This window comes from Paenisporosarcina macmurdoensis (assembly GCF_042658845.1).
Classification (GTDB): Bacteria; Bacillota; Bacilli; order Bacillales_A; family Planococcaceae; genus Paenisporosarcina; species Paenisporosarcina macmurdoensis.
The window spans coordinates 258,207-278,246 of sequence record NZ_JBHSRI010000018.1 but is presented as its reverse complement, the minus strand read 5'-3'; the positions used below and the strand labels follow the sequence as shown (position 1 = coordinate 278,246).

The following is a 20,040-nucleotide window of genomic DNA, read 5'->3' as shown; positions in this document are numbered from 1 at the left end:
GTCTGATACACCCTATTCTATGCATCAGACTTTGGAAAATTAACAAATTCTAGGCAACAGCATACCCGCCAGGCGGTGAAGTCGTCTGCTAGTACCCATCGCGGTTTTCAAAAGGAGTTTACCAGTTTGTTCATCACTTGAAGCAATATGACCAATGATTGTAGCATTCTCTCCAAGTACATTTCCCTTCATTTTAGCAAGAACTTTATGCGCATTTTTTGAGTCTACAATCATCACTACTTTTCCTTCGTTTGCAAGAAAGAGCGGATCAAAACCTAAAATATCACATGCCCCTTGAACATCCCTACGTACGGGAATAGAAACTTCGTCTAATTCAACGGTAAAATGGAAATCTTCACATAGTTCTACTAATGTTGTGGCTAATCCACCTCGAGTAGGATCTCGCATTATTCTAATACCATCGATTTCCTCTAAGAGTTCTTGTATTAGGTGATTTAATGATGCACAATCACTCTCGACATCGGTGAACAAGCCATGTTCGTGTCGTGCACTTAGAATAGCTATACCATGATCTCCAACGGTGCCACTTACAATTACACAATCACCTTTTTGAATGGCTCCAGGATTGATTCGATGCTCTTGTCTAATCTCTCCAATCCCAGTAGTATTAATAAACAATCTATCGACACTACCCTTTTCCACTACTTTTGTATCCCCTGCTATGATTTTTACTTTAGCAATTTCTGCTTCTGCTGCCATACTTTCAACGACTTTTTTCAATTCATTCAGTTGAAAGCCCTCTTCAATAATAAATGCAGCGGTTATGACTTGAGGAATAGCCCCACTTACAGCTAAATCATTTACCGTACCTGTAATGGCTAACTTTCCTATGTTTCCTCCTGGAAAGAAAATGGGCTTGACTACGTAACTGTCAGTGGAAACTGCGATAGTCTGTGTAGGACATGTAACAATGGCTGAATCAAGTTGCGCATGTTCTGGGTGACCAAAAGATTTAATAAATACATTTTGTATGAGTTGGTGAGTTAATTCACCCCCTTCCCCATGAGCTAAACTAATTCGCTGAACCAAGTCTATTCCTCCCTCATGTATTGATAATGGGCTGCACAGGTTCCTTCTGTAGAAACCATACAAGGCCCAATTGGATTAGATGGTGTACACCCTTTATTAAACAAAACACACTGTTCTGGTGTGATTAATCCTCGAATAATCTCACCACATCGACATTTTGTTTTTCTCGGTTCTTCTATAACAACCTTAAACTTCTTCTTTGCATCAAATTGAGCGTACTTTTCTTTAAGCACTAATCCACTTTTCGGGATCGCACTCATACCACGCCATTCCTCGTCATGAGGTTCTAAATAGTGTTTAAGAAAATCTTGAGCAACTAGATTGCCTTGTTCTTTTACAACATAGGTATAGTCATTTATGATATCTACTTTCTTTTCAAGAAGAAGCTCCAGCAGTTTATACATACTACTAAGCAATTGAACGGGTTCAAATCCAGTTATAACGCCCGAAGTTTCATATTCTTCAGCTAAAAAATTGAAACTCTGTTTTCCTGTAACGATGGAAACATGTCCGGGCAAGAGAAACCCATCAATTTTCACTTCACCTGAATCCAGCAGGACTCTTAATACAGGTTCTACTAATTTGGTTGTCATCCAGATGGTAAAATTCTTTAATTCCTTCCTTTCTGCCTCGCGAATCGCAAGAGCAAGAATAGGAATGGTCGTCTCAAAACCAATCCCTAAAAAAATGACTTCCTTATCAGGATTTTCTTCTGCAATTTTCACACTATCTAACGGGGAGTAAACGACTCGGATATCCTTACCTTCTGTTTTAGCTTTCATCAAGGTGAATTTAGAACCTGGCACACGCATCATATCCCCAAAGGTACAAAGAATTCTGTCAGGTTCTTCAGATAATTGAATCATGGCATCAATCGATTTTTGATCAGTGACACATACCGGACATCCTGGCCCTGCAATCAGCCCCACATGATCTTTCAATCTAGTTTTAATTCCTGATTTGGCAAATGCCATCGTATGTGAACCGCATACTTCCATGAATACTGGAATTCTACCTCTTTCCTCTTTAAATCTCTCCGCTAACTGAATAACTGCTTCTAGCGAATGGCGAGCAATTGTCGGATCAGAAAAGACCTCCATGTTTACCATCTAACACGTTCCTCCATTCTTCAATACTCTCTTGAGCAAATTCTTCGTCCACTATGGTCAATGCCTGCCCAGCATGAAGTAAAACAAAATCATCTTCCTTAACATCTGGCACAAAAATAATTCCAACATACATTCTAGAACCCATAACATCTACTAAAGCTGTTTGCTCTTCAATTTTGATTACTTTTGCAGGTACTCCAACACACATATAATTTCACCACCCTTACTTACTATCCAACGGAACTTTATTAACAGCATGAGATGCAATTATTATTTGTCCAAATGACAAGCCACCATCATGGCATGGTACGTTTTTATGTGTATAGACCGTAAAGCCTTCTTTTTGAAGTAGCTTTTGAATCTCCCTGACAAGGTAAACGTTTTGAAATGATCCTCCTGAAAGGACGACCGTTTTATTTAATTCTGGTCTTTTTTCCACTAATTTTTGAACCGTTTGAACACAACTAGAAACGATTGTCCGATGAAAGGTCTGGATGATTTGTGTGATGGGTTGTTTGTGAAATCTATCTTGAATGATTTGATAAATCATTGGAGATAAGTCCAGTTGAAGCAGATTTTCACTGTTTGTTTGTAATTGAAATGGATACGTCTCATCTGATTCCATATGTAGTCCATTCATTGGATCTGATAATTTGATGGCAGCTTCACCTTCATAGGTGGACGTTACACAAACACCAAGGATTGCACTGATCGCATCAAACAATCTGCCACATGTACCTGCCATAGGCGAATTAATTTGATTGATTACCATGCTTTCCATCATGTTAATTTCCTTTGACTTCTCAGGAAATAGTTTTAGAGATAATTCTTTTCCTTCTTCTGGCCATAAATAAAGCAACATGCCCACTGCATTTCTCCATGGTTCTTCCACGGCTTTTTCCCCACCTGGCAGAGGCGTGTATTGCAAATGTGCAAGACGTTCAAATGAATGTCCATTTCCGTATAAAAATTCAAATCCCCAAATGTGCCCATCGTCACCGTAGCCAGTTCCATCTAATATAATGCCTAAACAAGGCTCCTCGAGTCCGTTATCTTCCATACAAGACACTTGGTGGGCATGGTGATGTTGAATGGGAATTACTATACTTTTCATCCTTTTGGCAAGTGAGTTTGATGCATAAAGCGGATGCTTATCAACTGCTATATACTGTTCTTCCACGCTAAGCCAATCTTTAAAATGATGAAGCTGTTCTTCAAAGGAATGAATCATTTCTTCGTTTTCTAAATCACCAATATGAGGACTCATCACTATATACTGTTCCTTTCCAACGGCAAACGTACTTTTTTGATTCCCTCCTAAGGCAATTATTCCATCCACTTTAGCATTTGTTTTCAAAGGATCAGGAACGAACCCTCTAGCACGGCGCAGGTAAAGCATATCCTCTCCCGTATACTGAACAACAGAATCATCTACCGGAAAATGGATTTCGCGATTATGTGTTAAAAAATAATCACACATGTCTTGTAAAGCATGGACAGAATCATTTTTATATTGGATTGGAAGACCAGAAGAATTAGCACTAGTCATTACCATGCATTCCAAGCCAGTTTTCTCAAACAACATATGATGTAAAGGTGTGTAGGGTAACATTATTCCAAGAGTCGATAATCCTGGAGATAGATTTTCTGGTAATAAACAATCCTTTAGTCTAGTTAAAACGACAATCGGCATTTCTGAACTTGTCAGCATTTTCACTTCTTTGGTGGACATATAACAAAGCTTTTTTGCAACGTCTAAAGACTTTACCATTATAGCCAATGGTCGTTGTGGTCGTTTTTTTGCAAGTCTTAATCGGTCAATAACACTCGCTTGATAAGCATCACAAGCTAAGTGGTAGCCACCTATTCCTTTTATAGCTATGATCTTTCCTTGTTTTATCAAATCAACTGTCTGTAGTACTGCTAGTTGTTGTTCCGCTAATGATTCCCCTTGTTGATTGTGAAGGGTAACGATAGGTCCACAAACTGGACAACAAATTGGTTGAGCGTGATGTCGGCGGTTCATTGGATCTTCATATTCTTCTCGGCACTGCTGACACATTTCAAATTCTCTCATCGTTGTATTCGGTCGGTCATAGGGTAGGCTGTCGATAATGGTATAGCGTGGACCACACTGTGTACAATTAATAAAGGGATATTGAAAACGGCGATTGTTCGGGTCCATCAATTCTTCAAGACAATCTTTACAAATAGCAGCATCTGGAGACATCCACGGAATAGAATTACTACTGATCTGACTTGAAATAATAGAAAACTCTTGGTATCCATTAAGAGGAATTTGATTCATGGTTATTTGATTAATTTTTGATAATGGTGGTGGAGACATCTGTAATTCATTTACCATGTCAGCTACCTTTTTTTCGTTGCCTTCCACCACGATAATTACACAACCAATGTTATTTTGAACTGTCCCAGTAAGGCCATATTTTTTTGAAAGCGAATAGACAAAAGGACGAAATCCAACCCCTTGTATCCGTCCCGTCACCATTATTTTTAATGCTTTGTGCATTGTAGGTAAGCATCCTTTAACCAATTTATCCAGTCTTCAATACCCTCACCAGTTTGAGCGGAAAGTCCAATCAATTGAGCTTCTGGGTTGATTGCTGCTAAGTCCTTTTTCGCTTGCTCTAAGCTGAACGTAACATATGGAAGAAGATCGATTTTATTAATGATCGTTAAATCTGTACGTCTAAACATGACTGGATATTTCGGTATTTTATCATTGCCTTCCGGTACACTTAAGACAACTACTTTGAAATCTTGTCCTAAATCATAACCAGATGGGCATACTAGGTTCCCAATATTCTCAATAAACAGGATATCAATTCGATTAAGTTCAAATTCAGGTAATATTTTAGCAATCATCCGAGCGTCAAGATGGCAGCCTCCAACCGTGTTTATTTGTACTGTATTAATTCCAAGCAAACTTAATCGTTGTGCATCAAGGTCTGTGGCTAAATCCCCCTCAATAACAGCAATGGTATATTCATTTTTTAAAGAGTTTATTGTTTCTTCTAGTAAAGTCGTTTTACCAGAACCTGGAGAGCTCATTAAATTAATAACAAGCGTCTTACTTTCCTTAAAAGTTTCTCTATTTAACTTAGCTACCATATTGTGATCTTTTAATACATCTTCTCGAATATTAATTTTCACGTTTATCACGTCCTTCGTATGATTCAACTCTAAATGTTTCACCAGAAATCAGTACACAGTTCGGGAGTCCACACTTCGGACAAAGTGCTATTTGGTAATCAGGCTCAAACTCCAGCTGGCAAGTTTGACACTTTGCTTTGGCCGTCTCTTGAATAATATGTAATTGTGTACTTCCATCAATAAAGCTTACATGATCATTTTGGAAATACAAAAATGCTAATTCGAGACTATCAGGTAACACATTAGATAAGTCTCCAACAATCACATCTATTTTACTCACTTGGTTCATACCCTTTAATCTAGCATCTTCAGAGACGAGATTAATAATCTCCCACATAAGCGACATCTCATGCATTTGATATCACCTTCCATAGTATCCTTGATGAATATTATGCTTCATTTCATTAAAAAGACCTGAAGAACAATTATTAACACTTTCTAAGTTGCGGTTGACAATACTTAGTCCGTAAGTCTATAATTTCACTACTTTAGAACATTTAAGCTTTGATGAAGATTAGTAATTGTGTTGAAGGAATGTAGAGAGTGTGTCCACTGGCTGAAAGGCACACTTCCCGCTCACATGATGAACCTACTTTGGAGCTGCCATGCAAACATGGCCGTGCCTTCACGATATGAAGGGATAAGTTGTGCTCACATATGTTGAGCAAAACAAGGTGGTACCGCGGAAACATGTGTTTTCGTCCTTTTATTAGGACGGGAGCGCATTTTTTTTATGTAAGAGATAGATAAAGGAGGAGTATCAATGAAAACGATTGTATTTGTTGGAGCGGGTTCCATGGCGCAAGCGATGATTCATGGCTGGATGAAAGAGGCAACAGTTTCCCCGGAAAACGTTTATATCATGAACAAATCAGATCAAGAGAAATTGGCTTCTCTAAACGAAACTTATGGGGTACAGCTCGTTTGTGAAAATAGAGAAATCGTTAAAACGGCAGATTTGGTCATATTGGCGATGAAACCAAAAGATGTGCAGGATGGCATGAATTCAATTGCCGCATACTTACCACCAACTGCGGTCGTATTGTCAATACTTGCTGGAGTGCCAATGGATACCATTGAACAAGGGCTTGGCAAGCGTCCCATTGCTCGTTGTATGCCAAACACGTCTGCATCTATCGGGATGTCTGCGAGTGCGGTAGCCTGGAATGATAAAATGGAAAGCAAAGAAAAAGCTGAAATCATTCAACTACTGAAAACCATCGGATCAGTAATCGAAGTAGAAGAAGATGAACTGCATGTGATTACTGCATTGTCTGGAAGCGGACCGGCATATGTATATTACTTCGTTGAAGCATTTGAAAAAGCGGCAGTTGCAAGTGGCATTTCATCTCAAGTTGCACGAGAATTGCTCGTCCAAACAATTGCGGGATCAGCAGAGATGTTGAAACAATCAAATGAAACGCCAGCCACGCTGCGTAAGCAAGTGACCAGTCCTGGTGGGACGACGGAAGCTGGCATAGAAGCTTTACAAGAAAGTGGATTTGCAGACATACTTGCCCGCTGTTTAAATGAAGCTGCTACACGTTCTCGTGAACTCGGAAAACGGTATATTTAGTAAGTTTTAGCATTATCAGTGCATACAAAAAGGACCGAAAGTAAAATCGGTCCTTTTTGTGTATTACTTATTGGTTGTTTCATGCGAGTCGATAAAGCAAACTCATTTATCTCAAGACATGTTTTTAGCGTAAAAAATCTCATCCATTTCTTTTTTAAGCTTCTTAGTAATGGATATTTTCTCTTCTTCAGATAACTCCTCTTCTGAATAACCAAAGAGGTAATTATTTAAATCAAATTTCTTCAATTTACATTTTGTGTGGAAAATATTTTCTTGATACACATTTACATCGATCATTTCAAAATTTTCCTCTAATCCTTCAGGAATATAGTTTTGAATAGAATTAATATCATGATCAATGAATAACTTATGACCTTCTACGTCTCTTGTAAAGCCGCGGACCCTATAATCCATTACCATGACGTCTGTTTCGAATGAATGAATTAAGTAATTCAACGCTTTTAGAGGAGAAATTTCTCCACAAGTAGAAATATCAATATCTGCGCGGAATGTACTAATTCCCTCATCAGGATGATATTCAGGGTATGTATGGACAGTTATATGACTCTTATCTAAATGACCAACAACTGCTTCTGGAAATGGACCAGGTGACTCTTGAAATGATTCAATCGGAGAATCATCTACTGGACCTTCTGAAACTAAGATGGTTACACTTGCTCCCTGTGGCTCATAATCTTGCTTAGCAATGTTTAAAATGTTGGCTTCGATAATGTCTGTTACTTTTGTTAAAATACTCGTTAAACGCTCTGCATTGTATTGTTCATCAATATACTTAATATAGGCCTCACGCTCTTCTTTGGTGCGTGTGTAGCAAATATCATACATATTAAAACTTAAAGATTTGGTCAAATTATTAAAACCATGTAATTCAATTCGTTGCTTAGGAGTTAAACTCATCTTTGGAATCCCCTTTTTCTAGTAATAATATTTTCGGATAGTAATATTTATATTCATACATGTATTATATTCCTTCTACAGCGATATTGGAGTAAACAGTTAAATATATTTACTTTCTCCATAGCTTTTATTTTTCCACAAAACACTTGTCCTGAAACATCGAATATAGACAATTGTTTATTTCAAAATCATTGATGTTCATAAACTCATGATAATTAACCATATCATAATTCTTCGAATGAGGGCAACTTGCCTCCTCTTTTGAAACCATGTGAATCAATATTTATGCTTTAAAGTAACTAAAGTTCATTTCCTGAGCTCGAGAAGCGCTATGTTTAGGGTAAGTTGTTATACTACATGATATACATAAAGGAGGAATTTAAAAAATGGCTAAGTTATTTGAAGAATATACCATTAAAGATGTAACCTTTAAGAATCGCATCGTTATGGCACCAATGTGTCAATATTCTAGTCATAACAAAGATGGACAAGTAGAAGATTGGCACCGCGTCCATTACCCCACTCGTGCAGTTGGTCAAGTGGGCTTAATTATATTAGAAGCAACAGCTGTCCAACCTGAAGGTCGCATCTCTTCAGAGGATTTAGGCATCTGGAGTGACGATCAAACAAAAGGTTTAACTGAACTTGTCAATTTAATGAAAGCACATGGCGCTAAAACGGGGATACAACTTGCCCATGCAGGTAGAAAAGCAACTGTGGATGGTGATATTTTCGCGCCTTCCCCTCTAGCATTTAACGAGCATTATAAAACGCCAAATGAAATGACAAAAGAAGATATTTCCAATACAGTAAAAGCCTTTAAAGAAGCAACTGTGCGAGTAATAGAAGCAGGATTTGATGTGATTGAACTTCATGGAGCTCATGGTTATTTAATTAATGAATTCTTATCTCCATTAACCAATAAACGTACAGATGAATACGGTGGCAGCGAAGAAAATCGCTACCGCATGCTTCGAGAAACAATTGATGCAGTTCGTACCGTATGGGACGGTCCATTATTTGTTCGTATTTCTGCTTTCGAATACACTGAGGGCGGATTGACACCTGAAGCTTTTGTAACGATGACGAAATGGATGAAAGAACAAGGCGTAGATTTAGTTGATGTGAGTTCGGGTGCGAATGTCCCTGCTACTATTGATTCTTACCCAGGATATCAAGTGAAATTCTCTGAAACAATCAAACATGATACACCAATTGCAACCGGAGCAGTCGGTATGATTACGTCTCCACTTCAAGCAGAAGAAATCTTGAAAAATGACCGTGCAGACATGGTTTTCCTAGCACGTGAATTGCTTCGCGATCCTTACTGGGCTTATCGTGCAGCAAAAGAATTACGCACAGATATTACATCTCCTGTTCAATATGAACGCGGATGGTTATAAAATAATTAAGTAAACACGAAAAAAGGACCGAATAGGTCCTTTTTTTCGTGTTTACAGTTTACATTTCTCTATTTGTCCCTCAAACTCTCAACTTCTTTTTTAAGTACTATATTTTCTTTTACTAATCCATCTTCGATAAACGTGTAATCTTTTATTAGCAGGTCTAAAAATTGGTCAACTTCATCAACGTCGTAACCGCCAAACGTTTTACTTTTAAAGGTTTTATTATAAATAAGATCTTTGTTCAACACTAAATTTGGATGAATTTCTTCTGTTGCACGTGGAATTTGATTAATCGTTATAGAATTTACAAATCCCTCTGTATAAACTATTACTATTTTTTCTTTATTTTGATTTTCCATTCGGATTTCGATACTGATGAAATCCACTTCATCAGGTGAAACTGCTGTTGACGTAATATTTGTTACGGAAAATCCTTCACGAATTTTTTCTTGAAATGCTTCCTCTAAATATGGGTACTCTTTTATTAGTTCTATTAACTTAGTAAACAACATAATTGCCTCCAATTATCAATCCACATTTTAGTTTATACATGTTGAGTCAATTTCACCATTCATAAAACCTAATGTAAACCCGAACATTTGCGACGAGTAACCGCAGGAGCAGTCTTTTTTGCGACGAGTAACCGCAGGAGCACATGTTTTCTCGCCGCCCTTCACTTCAACTATTCGTGTATTATTCATCAAAAGTCATGGATGAAATTGTCTCGGATTATCCAAAAATAAATTTTAAGTCGAAACTATTCAGCTGTAAATGCGTAAGTTGACATAGGTTTAATCGCTGTTGTAATACTAGCAGATTCTAATAAATTTATTTGAGATTTTATTAGAGTAGCCATTTTAGCAGGCATATGTTCAACAGTTTTTAGCTCTTCATGGAAGTTGGTTAATACTTGTTCAATTTCCCATTTCCCATCTTGTAACTCTGGAGAGTATATCGACTTTTCGGCTTTGATAGCCCATCCCGCACGTTCAGCAATCTCTTTAATATCCTGAGGGGTGAACAATATACGAACATTTGAAATGCTAGTGACTTTAAAACTCTCTAATTGTGCTTGTATAAGTACTGATAACAAGTGAGGGTATTGTTCGACAGATTGAATTCTCGTATCCCATTCTGCAAAACATAAAGTGTTCCCCCACTTCCTCAATTTTTTCAATATGGCATGAAGTTCTTCAGCAGATTTCAAGTACCAAGAACTATGAGATAAAACAATCAAATCAAAATGATTTTCAGGGAATTCGATAGTTGGTGATAATATGTCCATGTTAAAATCGATTTTAATTCGATTGCCGATAGGTGAATTTTTTAAATAGTTAATAGATTCCCCTATAGTTAAAGGACTCCCATACTCAGGAGAAGCAATATCAACCCCTTGAACAAAACCTTTTTCTCCTACCAAAAATGCCAATACTGCAGTTGTATCTCCTTGACCGCAGCCTATTTCTAAAACTTTGGATCCATTTTTAATATCCCAGAATTCTGCAAGCTTTAATCTGTGATCAGTTTGTATTCTTTGTACGTTGGAATCTCCTGAACTGGGCGGCATACAATCAATGATTTTTTCTGTGCTATTTGGACTCATTTTGCCACTCCTCACGACTCTAAAAGTCTATATTAATTTTATTAACTTGCTAATTCAATGGAATATTATTTTCATCATAAAGATCAATGCAGCAGGGACAATTGGCTTATATTGACTTGGCATTTTCCATATTTCACAAACACTTTTTCTCCAAAGACATAAGAAGTAAAACTGAAGTTTTCATGCATTAACTTAGTCGTAATATGATCAATATTCAGATCATTGTTTTTACCGATTACTATACCATAAATATCCCTAACGTTTTTATCTTTTCATAAGCTACTTTGATTGAATCGTAACCAATAACGTCTATCTTAAACTTGCCATTTAAGCCTTAAGTCAAATGAGCATACTCTATATCTGCGTTTTTCAATTGATATGAAGCTATTGAAGATTTTGTATTATCTAAATGCACAACTTCGATTAAATTTGGTCGAATATTTGCTTGCTTTCTTTTTAACTCATCTCTTAGCCCTGTTCGGAGGGATTTTCATATTTACGAATATCGTACGTTTTTTAAAAAATGGAATTCACTATTTTCGATTTATATGAAAAGTTTATTTGTCCTAAAGAATGCTATTGGCAAAACTGGATATATTAATTCAAGGAGGTGAAATTATGGATAAAAAGTTGGTTTCATTTTTTATTGTGTTACTAATAATTACCTCAACGGTTGTGGCACAAGCAAATAATATTAAAGTTAATCATGAAAAAATGAACTATGCTCTAATAATAAGTGTTGCCCCATCCATTAATAAAGCCCTAACTGAGACGTATAAAAATTCGTCTAAGGGAGTTCCTAAATGGGGAGGATCGGACACTGAAATTTTGGAAATTGTCGAGTTAATCGATGTGAGAGGATCCTATGATGTAACTGTAAAGGTATATCCTTATTATGGTATTTCTATTAAAAAAGGCGAAGAGGAGATAAAAATTAGACTTGAATCGAGTGGGCAAAAAGTTATTAGTAATAAACATATTCAAGATATTTAATGAATAAAGTGGATGTATTTCCTCAATATTATTTTCGATTAATAATATTCTTTACATCGATATAGTTTATTAAATCGAGAAAGTCGCCCTGCAATGAGGGCGACTCCAATATTATTAATTCGCCTATCTGCCAATATCAATTTCTTAATAAAGCTTACTAATATCTTCTTCATTATTTCCTCCTGAAATTAAAATTACACTTTTACTAGTGTAAGTTATTTCAGAATAATTACATGCTACTATAGCGCTATTTCCAGTAAAATAAAAAATTACTATTAAATCAAGTGGAATAAATACATAAAATCTAAGACTTTCTTAACATAATTGAAAAAAATGGTTTGTCATTGAATCATATCATTCCCATTTAATTTCAAAAATCCGAAATACTTATTTCCCTATCGAATATCCTTCAAATAATCTACCCCCATGAGGTTGCAAAGCTATATCTACTAAATTAATTATTTGATTTTTCCCACCATTTTTGTAGTAACAATCGAAGGCTTCAATAAAATGTTCAGCATATTTCTCATCAAATTGTTTTAGAGAACGCACAATCCACTTAGAATCTCCAATCCATTTACAGTTTGTTCTCAATACAAATTCGCTCAATAACACAGCTAATGTATTAGCAATAAACATCTCTTCTGCTCTATTAGAACAGCCTATAAAATCATCTAATGCATCCGTCAGAAAATATCGTTTCGTTTTTATTGTGTCCAGGCTCCATCCTTCTGGACCTTTCTCCAATAACTTATCAGCTTCGCATTTTACTAAACCAATGATTCCATCATCTTTTATTACGATTCCTTCTGATACCATTCTTGGCATTGAAGGTCTTGCACGTAGGCAATCTTCTTCAAAATAGAGTTTATAAGAGGTTAAGTTATGCACAAAAACCTCGATGGCCCAACCAAATTCAACAAATGACTCTCGATATGAAGATTGTATATATTTATCAAAAACAACAATATCTAAATCGGATGTTTCTGTCGCTTCTCCTCTTACCACACTCCCGGCCAATAATGCTCCTTGGCAATTTGGATATTGTCTATGAACAAATTTTTGTGCAGCTTCTAGTGGCATTAGCTTCTTTAAATAGTCCAATAATGTCACCTCGACTCCCTTTATCCCTGTATATTCATTGAATGATTTCATAGTTATATAAAAGAAAAGCTACCAATTGGCAGCTTTCCATTCTTGCTTTATATATGTTTAAAAACTCCCTAGAACTTAATATTGTAAGAATCCTTAAAACTGAAGCTATTCTTATTTTTCCGATCAGAGGTACCTTCTCTTGTTCATTTATTAGTTTTGATAACTCCTTAACCGAACTTGCATCTAATTTAAAAGTGGAACTTTTATCAGGAAGGAGACGTTGGATATAGCCCTCACCGTTGGTAGTAATCCACAAATGATAATTTTTCTCTTCTTCTTTATCTAGTGTCAATAGAAATGACAACAATGGTTTGGTTGTAATCACTCTCTTTTCCCCTAATTCTTCTGTATTATCTATTGCATAAATAAATGAATTAATACTATCTTCATTTTTATTTGTGAAAAGTACCTCTTGTTGCTCTTGTCCTTCAACCTCCCAAAAAAATAAGGTAATTTGTTTTACATTCTCAATTTCAACAAGACCATCAAAACACCAATGATTTCCTCACTTTCACCCTTTCATCTCCCAAACTTTGCAATTGAAGTTCTCATCTTTTACTTTCGTTACCTAATAAACAAATAGCTACCATAAAGGTAGCTCCGAAAATTTTTTAATACTTTCATTAATACGAGATTTAGAAACCACTGCCGACGTCCTTATCGCTAGCACCCATACGAAAGTCCTGACTTTCTCCAGGCCGAATATTTGAATTGGTAGGTATATGGGGATAATTATTTCTCTTTTTTCTTCTCCATTCAATTAACCCGCCTAAAGCAAAAAGCATACCGATTGGAATAACAAAGATTAACCATCCCATCATCCGCACTCCCTTTTAATACCATTATATCATTAATTTACTTTTCTGTTAATTTGTTTTCACTATTTCACCTGTCCCTTTTAGCTTTTTTCAGCAACTGATGAGTTCGTTTTTAACGAGTGATTTTTATAATAAATTAAAAGATCAGTCCATCCCTCTTCCTCTAGAGAAAATTCTTTTCTTACGCATTCAAAGAGAAATCCTGTTTTTTCGGCTAGCTTTATTGAAGGTTTGTTATCTACACTAATATGTAGTTCAATCCTGTGAAAATCCTTCGTGTTGAAAAACCATTCAGTAGCTGCTAACACACTTTCTGATCCATACCCCTTTTTCCAAAATTGATTATGAATTGAATATCCCATCATTGCCCACTGATAGTCCATCCGTAAAATCTTATGTAACTCAATTTTTCCTACATTCACTTCATCTTCCTTACGGAAAACACCAAAATTGTACATATCATCAGTATCCGCTAATTCATTAAAGCCATTAATCCAATTGATAAACCACTCTTCTGTTGATAAAGACATATTTACGGGACGCCCATCATCATATTTGTATTGGGGCGGGTGTCTATTATCAAACTGTGTATACCAATTAATATAGTCTTCTTTTTGAAAAGGGCGGATAATTAATCTTTCCGTCTCAATTAATAATCTTGAATTCCCCAAGAAGTTACCTCATTTCTTTAACTATTCCAATAGGAGTGCCTCACTATAGTTTTCTCATTTTCATCATATAAAACCCGCTCCACGCAAATACAATTGACGCGATATAAAAGATGCTTCCTATTGTCAGAAAATCAACTAAATAACCGGTTGCTATAACGGCAATCGCTGCTCCAATCGATGTCCATATGTGGTAACGGCCAATTTCATTTCCTGCTGTCTCCTTATTAACGGAGCGAGCAAGGACGGTTTTCTCTGAGTTTTTCTGAACAGCTCCAAGTAATCCCATAAAAATTTGCAACACATAGATATGCCAGATTTCGTATGCAAGTGGAAATACAAGCAATATTACTGCCATCCCCCATGAATAAATGATTAATAAGATTTTATCTCCTGCCTGGTCAGCAAACTTCCCGATCACTGGGTAACTTAGTGCTGCCGTAAGTGCAAATAATCCGTATGCCCAGCCAAACTGGGCGTAACTACTACCGACATTTTTTAGTAGCAATACATAGAACGGAAAAATCATGCTTGCGGCCATTCCGATCGTTCCTTGGTAGATAATAAATTTTCTGTAATTCATTTATGATACTCCTCATAGAAAAGATTCATGAACCGTTCGTCTGGATCATACTTTTCTTTCATTTCAAAGAATTCCTCAGTTCTAGGGTATGCCTCTTTTAATTGTTCTTTTGTTGGGTAGTGATAGTAAGGGAGATAGTAGGTACCATCATGTTTTAAAGTCACATCAATCATATTTCGAATGACTCTCCTAGTTGTTTCGATACTATCCTCGTTCGTACCTTGGTTAATAAGCATTACGAGCGCAAACATATCATCTTTTGCGTAAGACAAAACGGCTTCATCATTTTTCCCTACGTATCGAACAGTAATATTTAACAGATTAAAGTCTTTTTCATCTTTGAGCGTATTTCGTAGGTCATCAATATAGGCTGCATATTGATCGATTGGCACAAAATATTCCTGTAGTACTTCTGTTTTGTTAGGGCTATTGTAGTCCATAAATAAAGAATCAGAACGCATGACATTATTTCTTGAAATATATGTACCATTTATTCGCTCACTGTATTCTTTTTGAGTGTTCCAAAACATATTTTCCCCCCAGTCATTTGTTCGTGAAAGCCCCAGGAAAAATTTTGGAATCGCAATAATACTTTCACGTTTTAAAGTCGTGTAGTTGGCCAATTGGGATTGATCATCTGCTGTTGAATAATCGGTAACATACATTTCGGTTAAATAGCTATTTGGTGCTACCGAAATCCTAGCAAGATGCATTTTTATATCATCATTTTGTAAGACATTTTTTGTGAAGTAGGAACTGTATTCATCATACGAAATGGACTCTGTAGTCACTTGATATAGTTCATTTTTCGTCAATTGTAAGGTCACATCCAGAATTACGCCGAATAACCCGTATCCTCCATTTACCAAATTGAATAGTTCGGAGTTTTCATCCCGACTGACATGTAAGACTTGTCCTTGTGCATTTAGTAATCTAAAGGAATCAACTGTTTCAATGAGTGTGTGATTACGAATATCTCGACCGTGCACATTCACACTCATCGAACCTCCAACAGTGAATATATTTTGTGATTGACTAACTTTTAAAGCAAGACCATATGGATTTATGTATGATTGAATATCTGCCCACGTTACACCGCTTTGGACTGTAATGAGCATGTTTTTTTCATCTAATTCTAGTATTTCATTATATTGCTTCATGTCGAGTAGGATACCGCCTGGATAAAGTGTTTGTCCGCCTTGACTATGCTGCATCCCTGCAATCGAAATTTTGTCATCATTACGATTTGCCATATCGACAATACTCTTTATTTCACCCTCACTATCGCTTGATTTAATCGACTTCATTTTGACAGGTAAAAGTCGTCCACGGTCTTCAACAACGGGACTAGCAAGTTGAGTTTGATAAAGCATCAGCGATCCTGCAAATACCACTGCGTATATTAAAATTACTAAATTGCGCATTCTGAAAATATTAATCAACTCCTTGTAAACGAAAAAATATAATAAGAAAAGGTTGCCGTAGCAACCTTTTAAAAATATTATCAATTACTTATTTTCCCGTAACATATATTACGTTAAAATTCGTTTCTTCATTATTCTTAAAAGATCTCACAACCTCATATTTCTTGTCCAAGTTGATTTTATATAACTCTTGGTTATTCAAGGTCTGATTAGCGTAATCATCTGTGTATTCTTCGTCAAAATAAATGTTTAAACTATCATCTTTCCCTTTGACCTCAAAACTACTAAAGAAACTTGCATCATTTCCTTGCTCGACATGATGACCATTTAAGAAAGCATACATGGTGTTTTCGTTATATTGAAAAAGGTGTATTCCATTTTCATCTTCTACACTCGTAATGAAATCTTGAACCAATTCATTAGTAGAATCTTCTTCTATTTTAGAATACGATAATTCTTCATTCTCCGCATTACAACCAGCCAAAATTAGCAATACTATACATATAGAAATTAATTTCCTCATCAGCACCTTCCTTTCAGAGTACAAGCTGTTAACTTAGTATCAGAAACCTGATGATTAAACCTATAATCACAACACCTAAAATAATCAGTGCTCTACGGTTACTATTTTTACCCTAGTGATGTCTTCGGTCTTCTTTTAATACCGGGTATTCCCTTTCTAGACTCCCCACTTACAATCACTCCTCTTAAAATTCAAGCTTAAGACGCTCCGAATAAATTCGTTTTACAAATTCTTCTTTATGATCAGTATACTCAGCTATACCACTTGTATTGTTCTGAACGTAATCTACTTTAAGATTGTAATACTCACTTCGCACTGCTTCATTCGAGTTCAGATAATCTCTAAAAAAGATCAAGTTATTCCACAGTTCCTTTTCGAAATCAACAAGGTGGATAAAATGTGTCTTCACTTGATATGTGTCATCTGCAAATTTCGCAAAAACAATCTCTGAAGGTTTTTCAACAGCCAATCTCAAAAATCCTGCTTTTTTTAGTCCAGAAATGATTATTTTGTTGTTATCATGATTGATGTCACCCACTCCAACCACCATGTCCAAAATTGGCTTTGCCATAATGGCAACTATGGCAGTGCTGCCTACATGTTGTATGCAAACACTATCAAGATTTGTATGTTTTATAATTTCCCGCTTCACCCTAAGGAACCCATTTTTCCATTTATCATCATACGGGACTAATTTAACTTCATCTTTAGTTAATCCTAATTTCAAATCATTTAGCCTCATTTCTAAAATATGTTAACAGTTTATCTTTAAGGAGCCCGTTTTTTATCTGAAGTATCTAATAACAAGTCTTTAATCACTTTCGCATATTCTGAATCCAAATCCCCAAAATTCTCTTCATTTGTCTTGCTTAGAATTGTAGCGGAATTATCTTCATTAAACCAAATACTGTATTCTTTCAAAAGTTCAGGAAGATTATTGTCATATTCCCAAAATAGCGTAACCTTCAAGTTCTCTTTCCTCGACTTCGACGGAACAGTATTAGGTTCCCATTTAATTTCTTTAAAAGCATCATCTAGGGAAGATAAACTTTTTTCATCTAAAATCATCCACGTTTCTTCAGAGTTTTCAGCTGTATTGACTAATTGAAAATAAACTCTAGTTAATTTTTTTGAATCTTTTTCAGCACATCCAGTTAGTATTATTAAAAATGAAAATATCAGATAGCCTAAATATTTTTTCTTAATAATAACCTCTCCTTTGTTTAGGATATAACTATTTAACGGATTTAATTGAAATATGTTCCATATAATAGGATGTTTTTTATTGCCGTCTTTAATAACTTTGGGAAGGAATTTCATTTGTGATGATTATCTGTTTTAATATCATTATCTTTTAACGACATCCCCCTTTTAGCGAATGCGCCTAAATCAGCAGCACTGTAACGTTTACTAGATATACTTCTGGAGCAATGGAAAGATCTATAACTGATGCAGCGATATTACAAGGTCGTCTTATAGGTATTGACCACTCTGATCCTGCTACCCTAGAAGCGATGGTAAATCAACTGAAGATTATTCTGTGTATCTAGATTCAAATGGCTTAAACGGAGCAATAATTGGTGTTTCCAGCAATGATACTAAAGCCTTTTATGAATTTGAAGAGTACGATCAGGAATTATTTGAGGGTGTCATTCATACGCTTCGTGATAAAGGGACAATTGTTAAAGAGGTTACATTCCTTCATATCATAGAGATTGGGACTATGACGTTTGATGAGATCTGAGTATTTGTTTGCTAAATTGGAAGATTTATATTTTTCTCTACAACATAGTGGCATTGATTTCACACTAAAAAAAATGATTTAGATACCATTCTTTTCCCTTTTTATATTGGGTCAACAATTTGTCCTAAAGCAGGATCCCCTTCTATTGCTGTTCCTGCATTTGAACAAACTACAAAACATCGGAAAAGGCCAATCTGAAAAAAGTAGTTGTTAAAGAAAACATTATATTATAGTGAGTAAATAAAGAAACGAGGATGTTATGAAGAACAGAAAAATGTTCAGACGGTTTTTTTATTTGATAATTGCTTTTTATATCGTAGCCATCGGTTCAACTTATTACTATTTAAAACATTATCCAAAATTAACGTCCATTGATGTTTCAGAATTAGAAAAACTTACTACGTTGATTTCACCTGACCGTGAAAAAGTATTAACTATTTATTTAGGCGGCGGTATGATGCTTTATTCTGATTTTACTTATATTGGAGAAGTACAAGAACTTAACAGAAGTTATAACATTTTCTTAATGCCTGGAAAAGATTTTAATGTTCAATGGGTTGATGAGGATCACATATCGATTGATGGAAAGTTAATAAATATAGAAAGTACTTATGATTTCAGACAAGATAAAGACAAATAATATTTAGCAGTTGGGGCTGTCTATTAAGCCCCATACAGATGAAGATAAGCGGCTCGCTTTTCTCCACCTATCTAATTTTTAATATTTATTGGATGGACAGTACCTAATTTTGATAGTAATGATTTTCCAAAATCCAGTTAAGTGCATCTAGATCAACATGTAGTAGTTTCATAAAAGTGAAAATCGGAGAGCTAATCATAAGCAATTTTCAAGTTACCTTCATTTCTATTAGTAAATAAGCTTTTTTTCTAAATAATACCTTTGGGTGCCTTTAATTGGATGTTCCTCAATTAAGCCGACAACTTTATAGCCACATTGCTGGTAAAAATCTGGGGCTTGGAAACTAAACGTATCTAGTTGGATACCTCTACAATTATTTTCTCTCGCCGTTTTCTCAATATGGTCTAATAACTGCTTACCGTAACCTCCACCTCTTAGTGATTCATCCACCCATAAAAAGTCTATATGCAAGTTGGACCAGCTAATCTCACCTGTTATACCCCCTAAAATTTCCCCTTCTTCATTTCTGAGCATAAAACTAACATTTTTAATTGGGTGTTTTACTTCATCTGGTAGTTTAGTTTGGTTGTATTCAATAATTTTCGTTCTAATGTAGTCACTATCTTCTTGATTCCATTGCTGAGTTATTTTCATAT

General features: G+C 35.7%; 24 protein-coding genes and 1 other annotated feature. Of the genes, 5 read left to right on the top strand and 19 right to left on the bottom strand.

All coding sequences use genetic code 11. From position 1 onward, the window contains the following. Nucleotides 1-39: 39 nt before the first annotated feature. Genes hypE through ACFPYN_RS11110 form a run of 6 tightly spaced genes read right to left on the bottom strand, consistent with a single transcriptional unit; the run spans nucleotide 40 to nucleotide 5,688 of the window. Complete coding sequence (gene hypE / locus ACFPYN_RS11135) at nucleotides 40-1,050, bottom strand: hydrogenase expression/formation protein HypE (RefSeq protein WP_377734193.1); 1,011 nt, start codon at nucleotides 1,048-1,050, stop codon at nucleotides 40-42. A 2-nt stretch (nucleotides 1,051-1,052) separates the two neighbouring features. Continuing rightward, nucleotides 1,053-2,159 (bottom strand): hydrogenase formation protein HypD, encoded by a 1,107-nt coding sequence (gene hypD / locus ACFPYN_RS11130; RefSeq protein ID WP_377734192.1) that lies wholly within the window; start codon nucleotides 2,157-2,159, stop codon nucleotides 1,053-1,055. Further along, nucleotides 2,134-2,367 (bottom strand): HypC/HybG/HupF family hydrogenase formation chaperone, encoded by a 234-nt coding sequence (locus ACFPYN_RS11125; protein ID WP_377734191.1) that lies wholly within the window; start codon nucleotides 2,365-2,367, stop codon nucleotides 2,134-2,136. Before ACFPYN_RS11125 ends, hypD begins: the two co-directional genes overlap by 26 nt. 15 nt (nucleotides 2,368-2,382) lie before the next feature. Beyond that, nucleotides 2,383-4,689: a carbamoyltransferase HypF gene (gene hypF / locus ACFPYN_RS11120; RefSeq protein WP_377734189.1), complete on the bottom strand. Its 2,307-nt coding sequence runs from the start codon at nucleotides 4,687-4,689 to the stop codon at nucleotides 2,383-2,385. Further along, complete coding sequence (gene hypB, locus ACFPYN_RS11115) at nucleotides 4,674-5,333, bottom strand: hydrogenase nickel incorporation protein HypB (protein WP_377734188.1); 660 nt, start codon at nucleotides 5,331-5,333, stop codon at nucleotides 4,674-4,676. Before hypB ends, hypF begins: the two co-directional genes overlap by 16 nt. After that, complete coding sequence (locus ACFPYN_RS11110; RefSeq protein WP_377734186.1) at nucleotides 5,323-5,688, bottom strand: hydrogenase maturation nickel metallochaperone HypA/HybF; 366 nt, start codon at nucleotides 5,686-5,688, stop codon at nucleotides 5,323-5,325. Before ACFPYN_RS11110 ends, hypB begins: the two co-directional genes overlap by 11 nt. 140 nt (nucleotides 5,689-5,828) lie before the next feature. After that, nucleotides 5,829-6,042 (top strand) — a binding site (T-box leader). Between the two features lie 54 nt (nucleotides 6,043-6,096). Between ACFPYN_RS11110 and proC the strand changes: the two genes are divergently transcribed. Continuing rightward, nucleotides 6,097-6,909 carry a pyrroline-5-carboxylate reductase gene (gene proC / locus ACFPYN_RS11105; RefSeq protein ID WP_377734185.1) on the top strand — a complete coding sequence of 271 codons (813 nt, stop codon included), beginning with the start codon at nucleotides 6,097-6,099 and terminating at the stop codon, nucleotides 6,907-6,909. Nucleotides 6,910-7,020: 111 nt separating this feature from the next. Here the strand turns inward: proC and speD are convergent, their stop codons facing one another. Beyond that, entirely contained in the window at nucleotides 7,021-7,827 is an 807-nt protein-coding gene (speD, locus tag ACFPYN_RS11100; protein ID WP_377734183.1) for an adenosylmethionine decarboxylase, read from the bottom strand. Nucleotides 7,828-8,213: 386 nt separating this feature from the next. On the opposite strand from speD, the gene namA reads away from it, so the two are divergent. Next, entirely contained in the window at nucleotides 8,214-9,230 is a 1,017-nt protein-coding gene (gene namA / locus ACFPYN_RS11095) for an NADPH dehydrogenase NamA (RefSeq protein WP_377734182.1), read from the top strand. Nucleotides 9,231-9,298: 68 nt separating this feature from the next. Here namA and ACFPYN_RS11090 read toward each other — a convergent pair whose 3' ends face one another. Both ACFPYN_RS11090 and ACFPYN_RS11085 read right to left on the bottom strand, forming a co-directional pair. Continuing rightward, nucleotides 9,299-9,742 carry a DivIVA domain-containing protein gene (locus ACFPYN_RS11090; RefSeq protein WP_377734181.1) on the bottom strand — a complete coding sequence of 148 codons (444 nt, stop codon included), beginning with the start codon at nucleotides 9,740-9,742 and terminating at the stop codon, nucleotides 9,299-9,301. A gap of 248 nt (nucleotides 9,743-9,990) precedes the next feature. Then, nucleotides 9,991-10,836 carry a class I SAM-dependent methyltransferase gene (locus tag ACFPYN_RS11085; RefSeq protein WP_377734180.1) on the bottom strand — a complete coding sequence of 282 codons (846 nt, stop codon included), beginning with the start codon at nucleotides 10,834-10,836 and terminating at the stop codon, nucleotides 9,991-9,993. 618 nt (nucleotides 10,837-11,454) lie between these two features. Between ACFPYN_RS11085 and ACFPYN_RS11080 the strand changes: the two genes are divergently transcribed. Then, nucleotides 11,455-11,829, top strand: coding sequence for a DUF3888 domain-containing protein (locus ACFPYN_RS11080; protein WP_377734178.1), 375 nt, complete (start codon nucleotides 11,455-11,457; stop codon nucleotides 11,827-11,829). Between the two features lie 387 nt (nucleotides 11,830-12,216). On the opposite strand, the gene ACFPYN_RS11075 is transcribed toward ACFPYN_RS11080, so the two are convergent. The 9 genes from ACFPYN_RS11075 to ACFPYN_RS11035 all read right to left on the bottom strand — a co-directional run bounded on the left by ACFPYN_RS11075 (nucleotide 12,217) and on the right by ACFPYN_RS11035 (nucleotide 18,320). After that, nucleotides 12,217-12,933, bottom strand: a complete 717-nt coding sequence (locus tag ACFPYN_RS11075; RefSeq protein WP_377734578.1) for a nucleotidyltransferase domain-containing protein — start codon at nucleotides 12,931-12,933, stop codon at nucleotides 12,217-12,219. A gap of 34 nt (nucleotides 12,934-12,967) precedes the next feature. Further along, nucleotides 12,968-13,309 carry a hypothetical protein gene (locus ACFPYN_RS11070; RefSeq protein ID WP_377734177.1) on the bottom strand — a complete coding sequence of 114 codons (342 nt, stop codon included), beginning with the start codon at nucleotides 13,307-13,309 and terminating at the stop codon, nucleotides 12,968-12,970. A 310-nt stretch (nucleotides 13,310-13,619) separates the two neighbouring features. Then, the gene (locus ACFPYN_RS11065; protein WP_377734176.1) at nucleotides 13,620-13,802 is read right to left on the bottom strand and encodes a hypothetical protein; all 183 of its coding nucleotides are present in this window, start codon (nucleotides 13,800-13,802) and stop codon (nucleotides 13,620-13,622) included. Nucleotides 13,803-13,882: 80 nt separating this feature from the next. After that, nucleotides 13,883-14,473 (bottom strand): GNAT family N-acetyltransferase, encoded by a 591-nt coding sequence (locus tag ACFPYN_RS11060; protein WP_377734174.1) that lies wholly within the window; start codon nucleotides 14,471-14,473, stop codon nucleotides 13,883-13,885. 43 nt (nucleotides 14,474-14,516) lie between these two features. Further along, nucleotides 14,517-15,053 carry an MFS transporter gene (locus ACFPYN_RS11055; RefSeq protein ID WP_377734173.1) on the bottom strand — a complete coding sequence of 179 codons (537 nt, stop codon included), beginning with the start codon at nucleotides 15,051-15,053 and terminating at the stop codon, nucleotides 14,517-14,519. Further along, on the bottom strand, nucleotides 15,050-16,477 hold the full coding sequence (locus ACFPYN_RS11050) for an FAD-binding protein (RefSeq protein WP_377734172.1): 1,428 nt from the start codon (nucleotides 16,475-16,477) through the stop codon (nucleotides 15,050-15,052). The genes ACFPYN_RS11055 and ACFPYN_RS11050 overlap by 4 nt, the downstream gene beginning before the upstream one ends. An 88-nt stretch (nucleotides 16,478-16,565) precedes the next feature. After that, complete coding sequence (locus tag ACFPYN_RS11045; protein ID WP_377734170.1) at nucleotides 16,566-17,000, bottom strand: hypothetical protein; 435 nt, start codon at nucleotides 16,998-17,000, stop codon at nucleotides 16,566-16,568. Between the two features lie 184 nt (nucleotides 17,001-17,184). Beyond that, entirely contained in the window at nucleotides 17,185-17,727 is a 543-nt protein-coding gene (locus ACFPYN_RS11040; protein WP_377734169.1) for a GrpB family protein, read from the bottom strand. A gap of 41 nt (nucleotides 17,728-17,768) precedes the next feature. Continuing rightward, nucleotides 17,769-18,320, bottom strand: a complete 552-nt coding sequence (locus ACFPYN_RS11035) for a hypothetical protein (RefSeq protein WP_377734168.1) — start codon at nucleotides 18,318-18,320, stop codon at nucleotides 17,769-17,771. Nucleotides 18,321-18,540: 220 nt separating this feature from the next. Between ACFPYN_RS11035 and ACFPYN_RS11030 the strand changes: the two genes are divergently transcribed. Both ACFPYN_RS11030 and ACFPYN_RS11025 read left to right on the top strand, forming a co-directional pair. Continuing rightward, nucleotides 18,541-18,744: a hypothetical protein gene (locus ACFPYN_RS11030; RefSeq protein WP_377734167.1), complete on the top strand. Its 204-nt coding sequence runs from the start codon at nucleotides 18,541-18,543 to the stop codon at nucleotides 18,742-18,744. A 259-nt stretch (nucleotides 18,745-19,003) separates the two neighbouring features. After that, nucleotides 19,004-19,384: a DUF5412 family protein gene (locus ACFPYN_RS11025; RefSeq protein ID WP_377734166.1), complete on the top strand. Its 381-nt coding sequence runs from the start codon at nucleotides 19,004-19,006 to the stop codon at nucleotides 19,382-19,384. A gap of 228 nt (nucleotides 19,385-19,612) precedes the next feature. On the opposite strand, the gene ACFPYN_RS11020 is transcribed toward ACFPYN_RS11025, so the two are convergent. Beyond that, nucleotides 19,613-20,038 carry a GNAT family N-acetyltransferase gene (locus tag ACFPYN_RS11020; protein WP_377734165.1) on the bottom strand — a complete coding sequence of 142 codons (426 nt, stop codon included), beginning with the start codon at nucleotides 20,036-20,038 and terminating at the stop codon, nucleotides 19,613-19,615. Between the last annotated feature and the right edge of the window lie 2 nt (nucleotides 20,039-20,040).

What these genes read in the sequence shown, in the direction of transcription:
- hypD (WP_377734192.1), bottom strand. Translation starts at nt 2,159, where the DNA reads ATGGTAAACATGGAGGTCTTTTCTGATCCGACAATTGCTCGCCATTCG.
- ACFPYN_RS11125 (WP_377734191.1), bottom strand. Translation starts at nt 2,367, where the DNA reads ATGTGTGTTGGAGTACCTGCAAAAGTAATCAAAATTGAAGAGCAAACA.
- hypF (WP_377734189.1), bottom strand. Translation starts at nt 4,689, where the DNA reads ATGCACAAAGCATTAAAAATAATGGTGACGGGACGGATACAAGGGGTT.
- ACFPYN_RS11110 (WP_377734186.1), bottom strand. Translation starts at nt 5,688, where the DNA reads ATGCATGAGATGTCGCTTATGTGGGAGATTATTAATCTCGTCTCTGAA.
- proC (WP_377734185.1), top strand. Translation starts at nt 6,097, where the DNA reads ATGAAAACGATTGTATTTGTTGGAGCGGGTTCCATGGCGCAAGCGATG.
- speD (WP_377734183.1), bottom strand. Translation starts at nt 7,827, where the DNA reads ATGAGTTTAACTCCTAAGCAACGAATTGAATTACATGGTTTTAATAAT.
- namA (WP_377734182.1), top strand. Translation starts at nt 8,214, where the DNA reads ATGGCTAAGTTATTTGAAGAATATACCATTAAAGATGTAACCTTTAAG.
- ACFPYN_RS11085 (WP_377734180.1), bottom strand. Translation starts at nt 10,836, where the DNA reads ATGAGTCCAAATAGCACAGAAAAAATCATTGATTGTATGCCGCCCAGT.
- ACFPYN_RS11080 (WP_377734178.1), top strand. Translation starts at nt 11,455, where the DNA reads ATGGATAAAAAGTTGGTTTCATTTTTTATTGTGTTACTAATAATTACC.
- ACFPYN_RS11065 (WP_377734176.1), bottom strand. Translation starts at nt 13,802, where the DNA reads ATGGGATGGTTAATCTTTGTTATTCCAATCGGTATGCTTTTTGCTTTA.
- ACFPYN_RS11055 (WP_377734173.1), bottom strand. Translation starts at nt 15,053, where the DNA reads ATGAATTACAGAAAATTTATTATCTACCAAGGAACGATCGGAATGGCC.
- ACFPYN_RS11050 (WP_377734172.1), bottom strand. Translation starts at nt 16,477, where the DNA reads ATGCGCAATTTAGTAATTTTAATATACGCAGTGGTATTTGCAGGATCG.
- ACFPYN_RS11045 (WP_377734170.1), bottom strand. Translation starts at nt 17,000, where the DNA reads ATGAGGAAATTAATTTCTATATGTATAGTATTGCTAATTTTGGCTGGT.
- ACFPYN_RS11035 (WP_377734168.1), bottom strand. Translation starts at nt 18,320, where the DNA reads ATGAAATTCCTTCCCAAAGTTATTAAAGACGGCAATAAAAAACATCCT.
- ACFPYN_RS11025 (WP_377734166.1), top strand. Translation starts at nt 19,004, where the DNA reads ATGAAGAACAGAAAAATGTTCAGACGGTTTTTTTATTTGATAATTGCT.
- ACFPYN_RS11020 (WP_377734165.1), bottom strand. Translation starts at nt 20,038, where the DNA reads ATGAAAATAACTCAGCAATGGAATCAAGAAGATAGTGACTACATTAGA.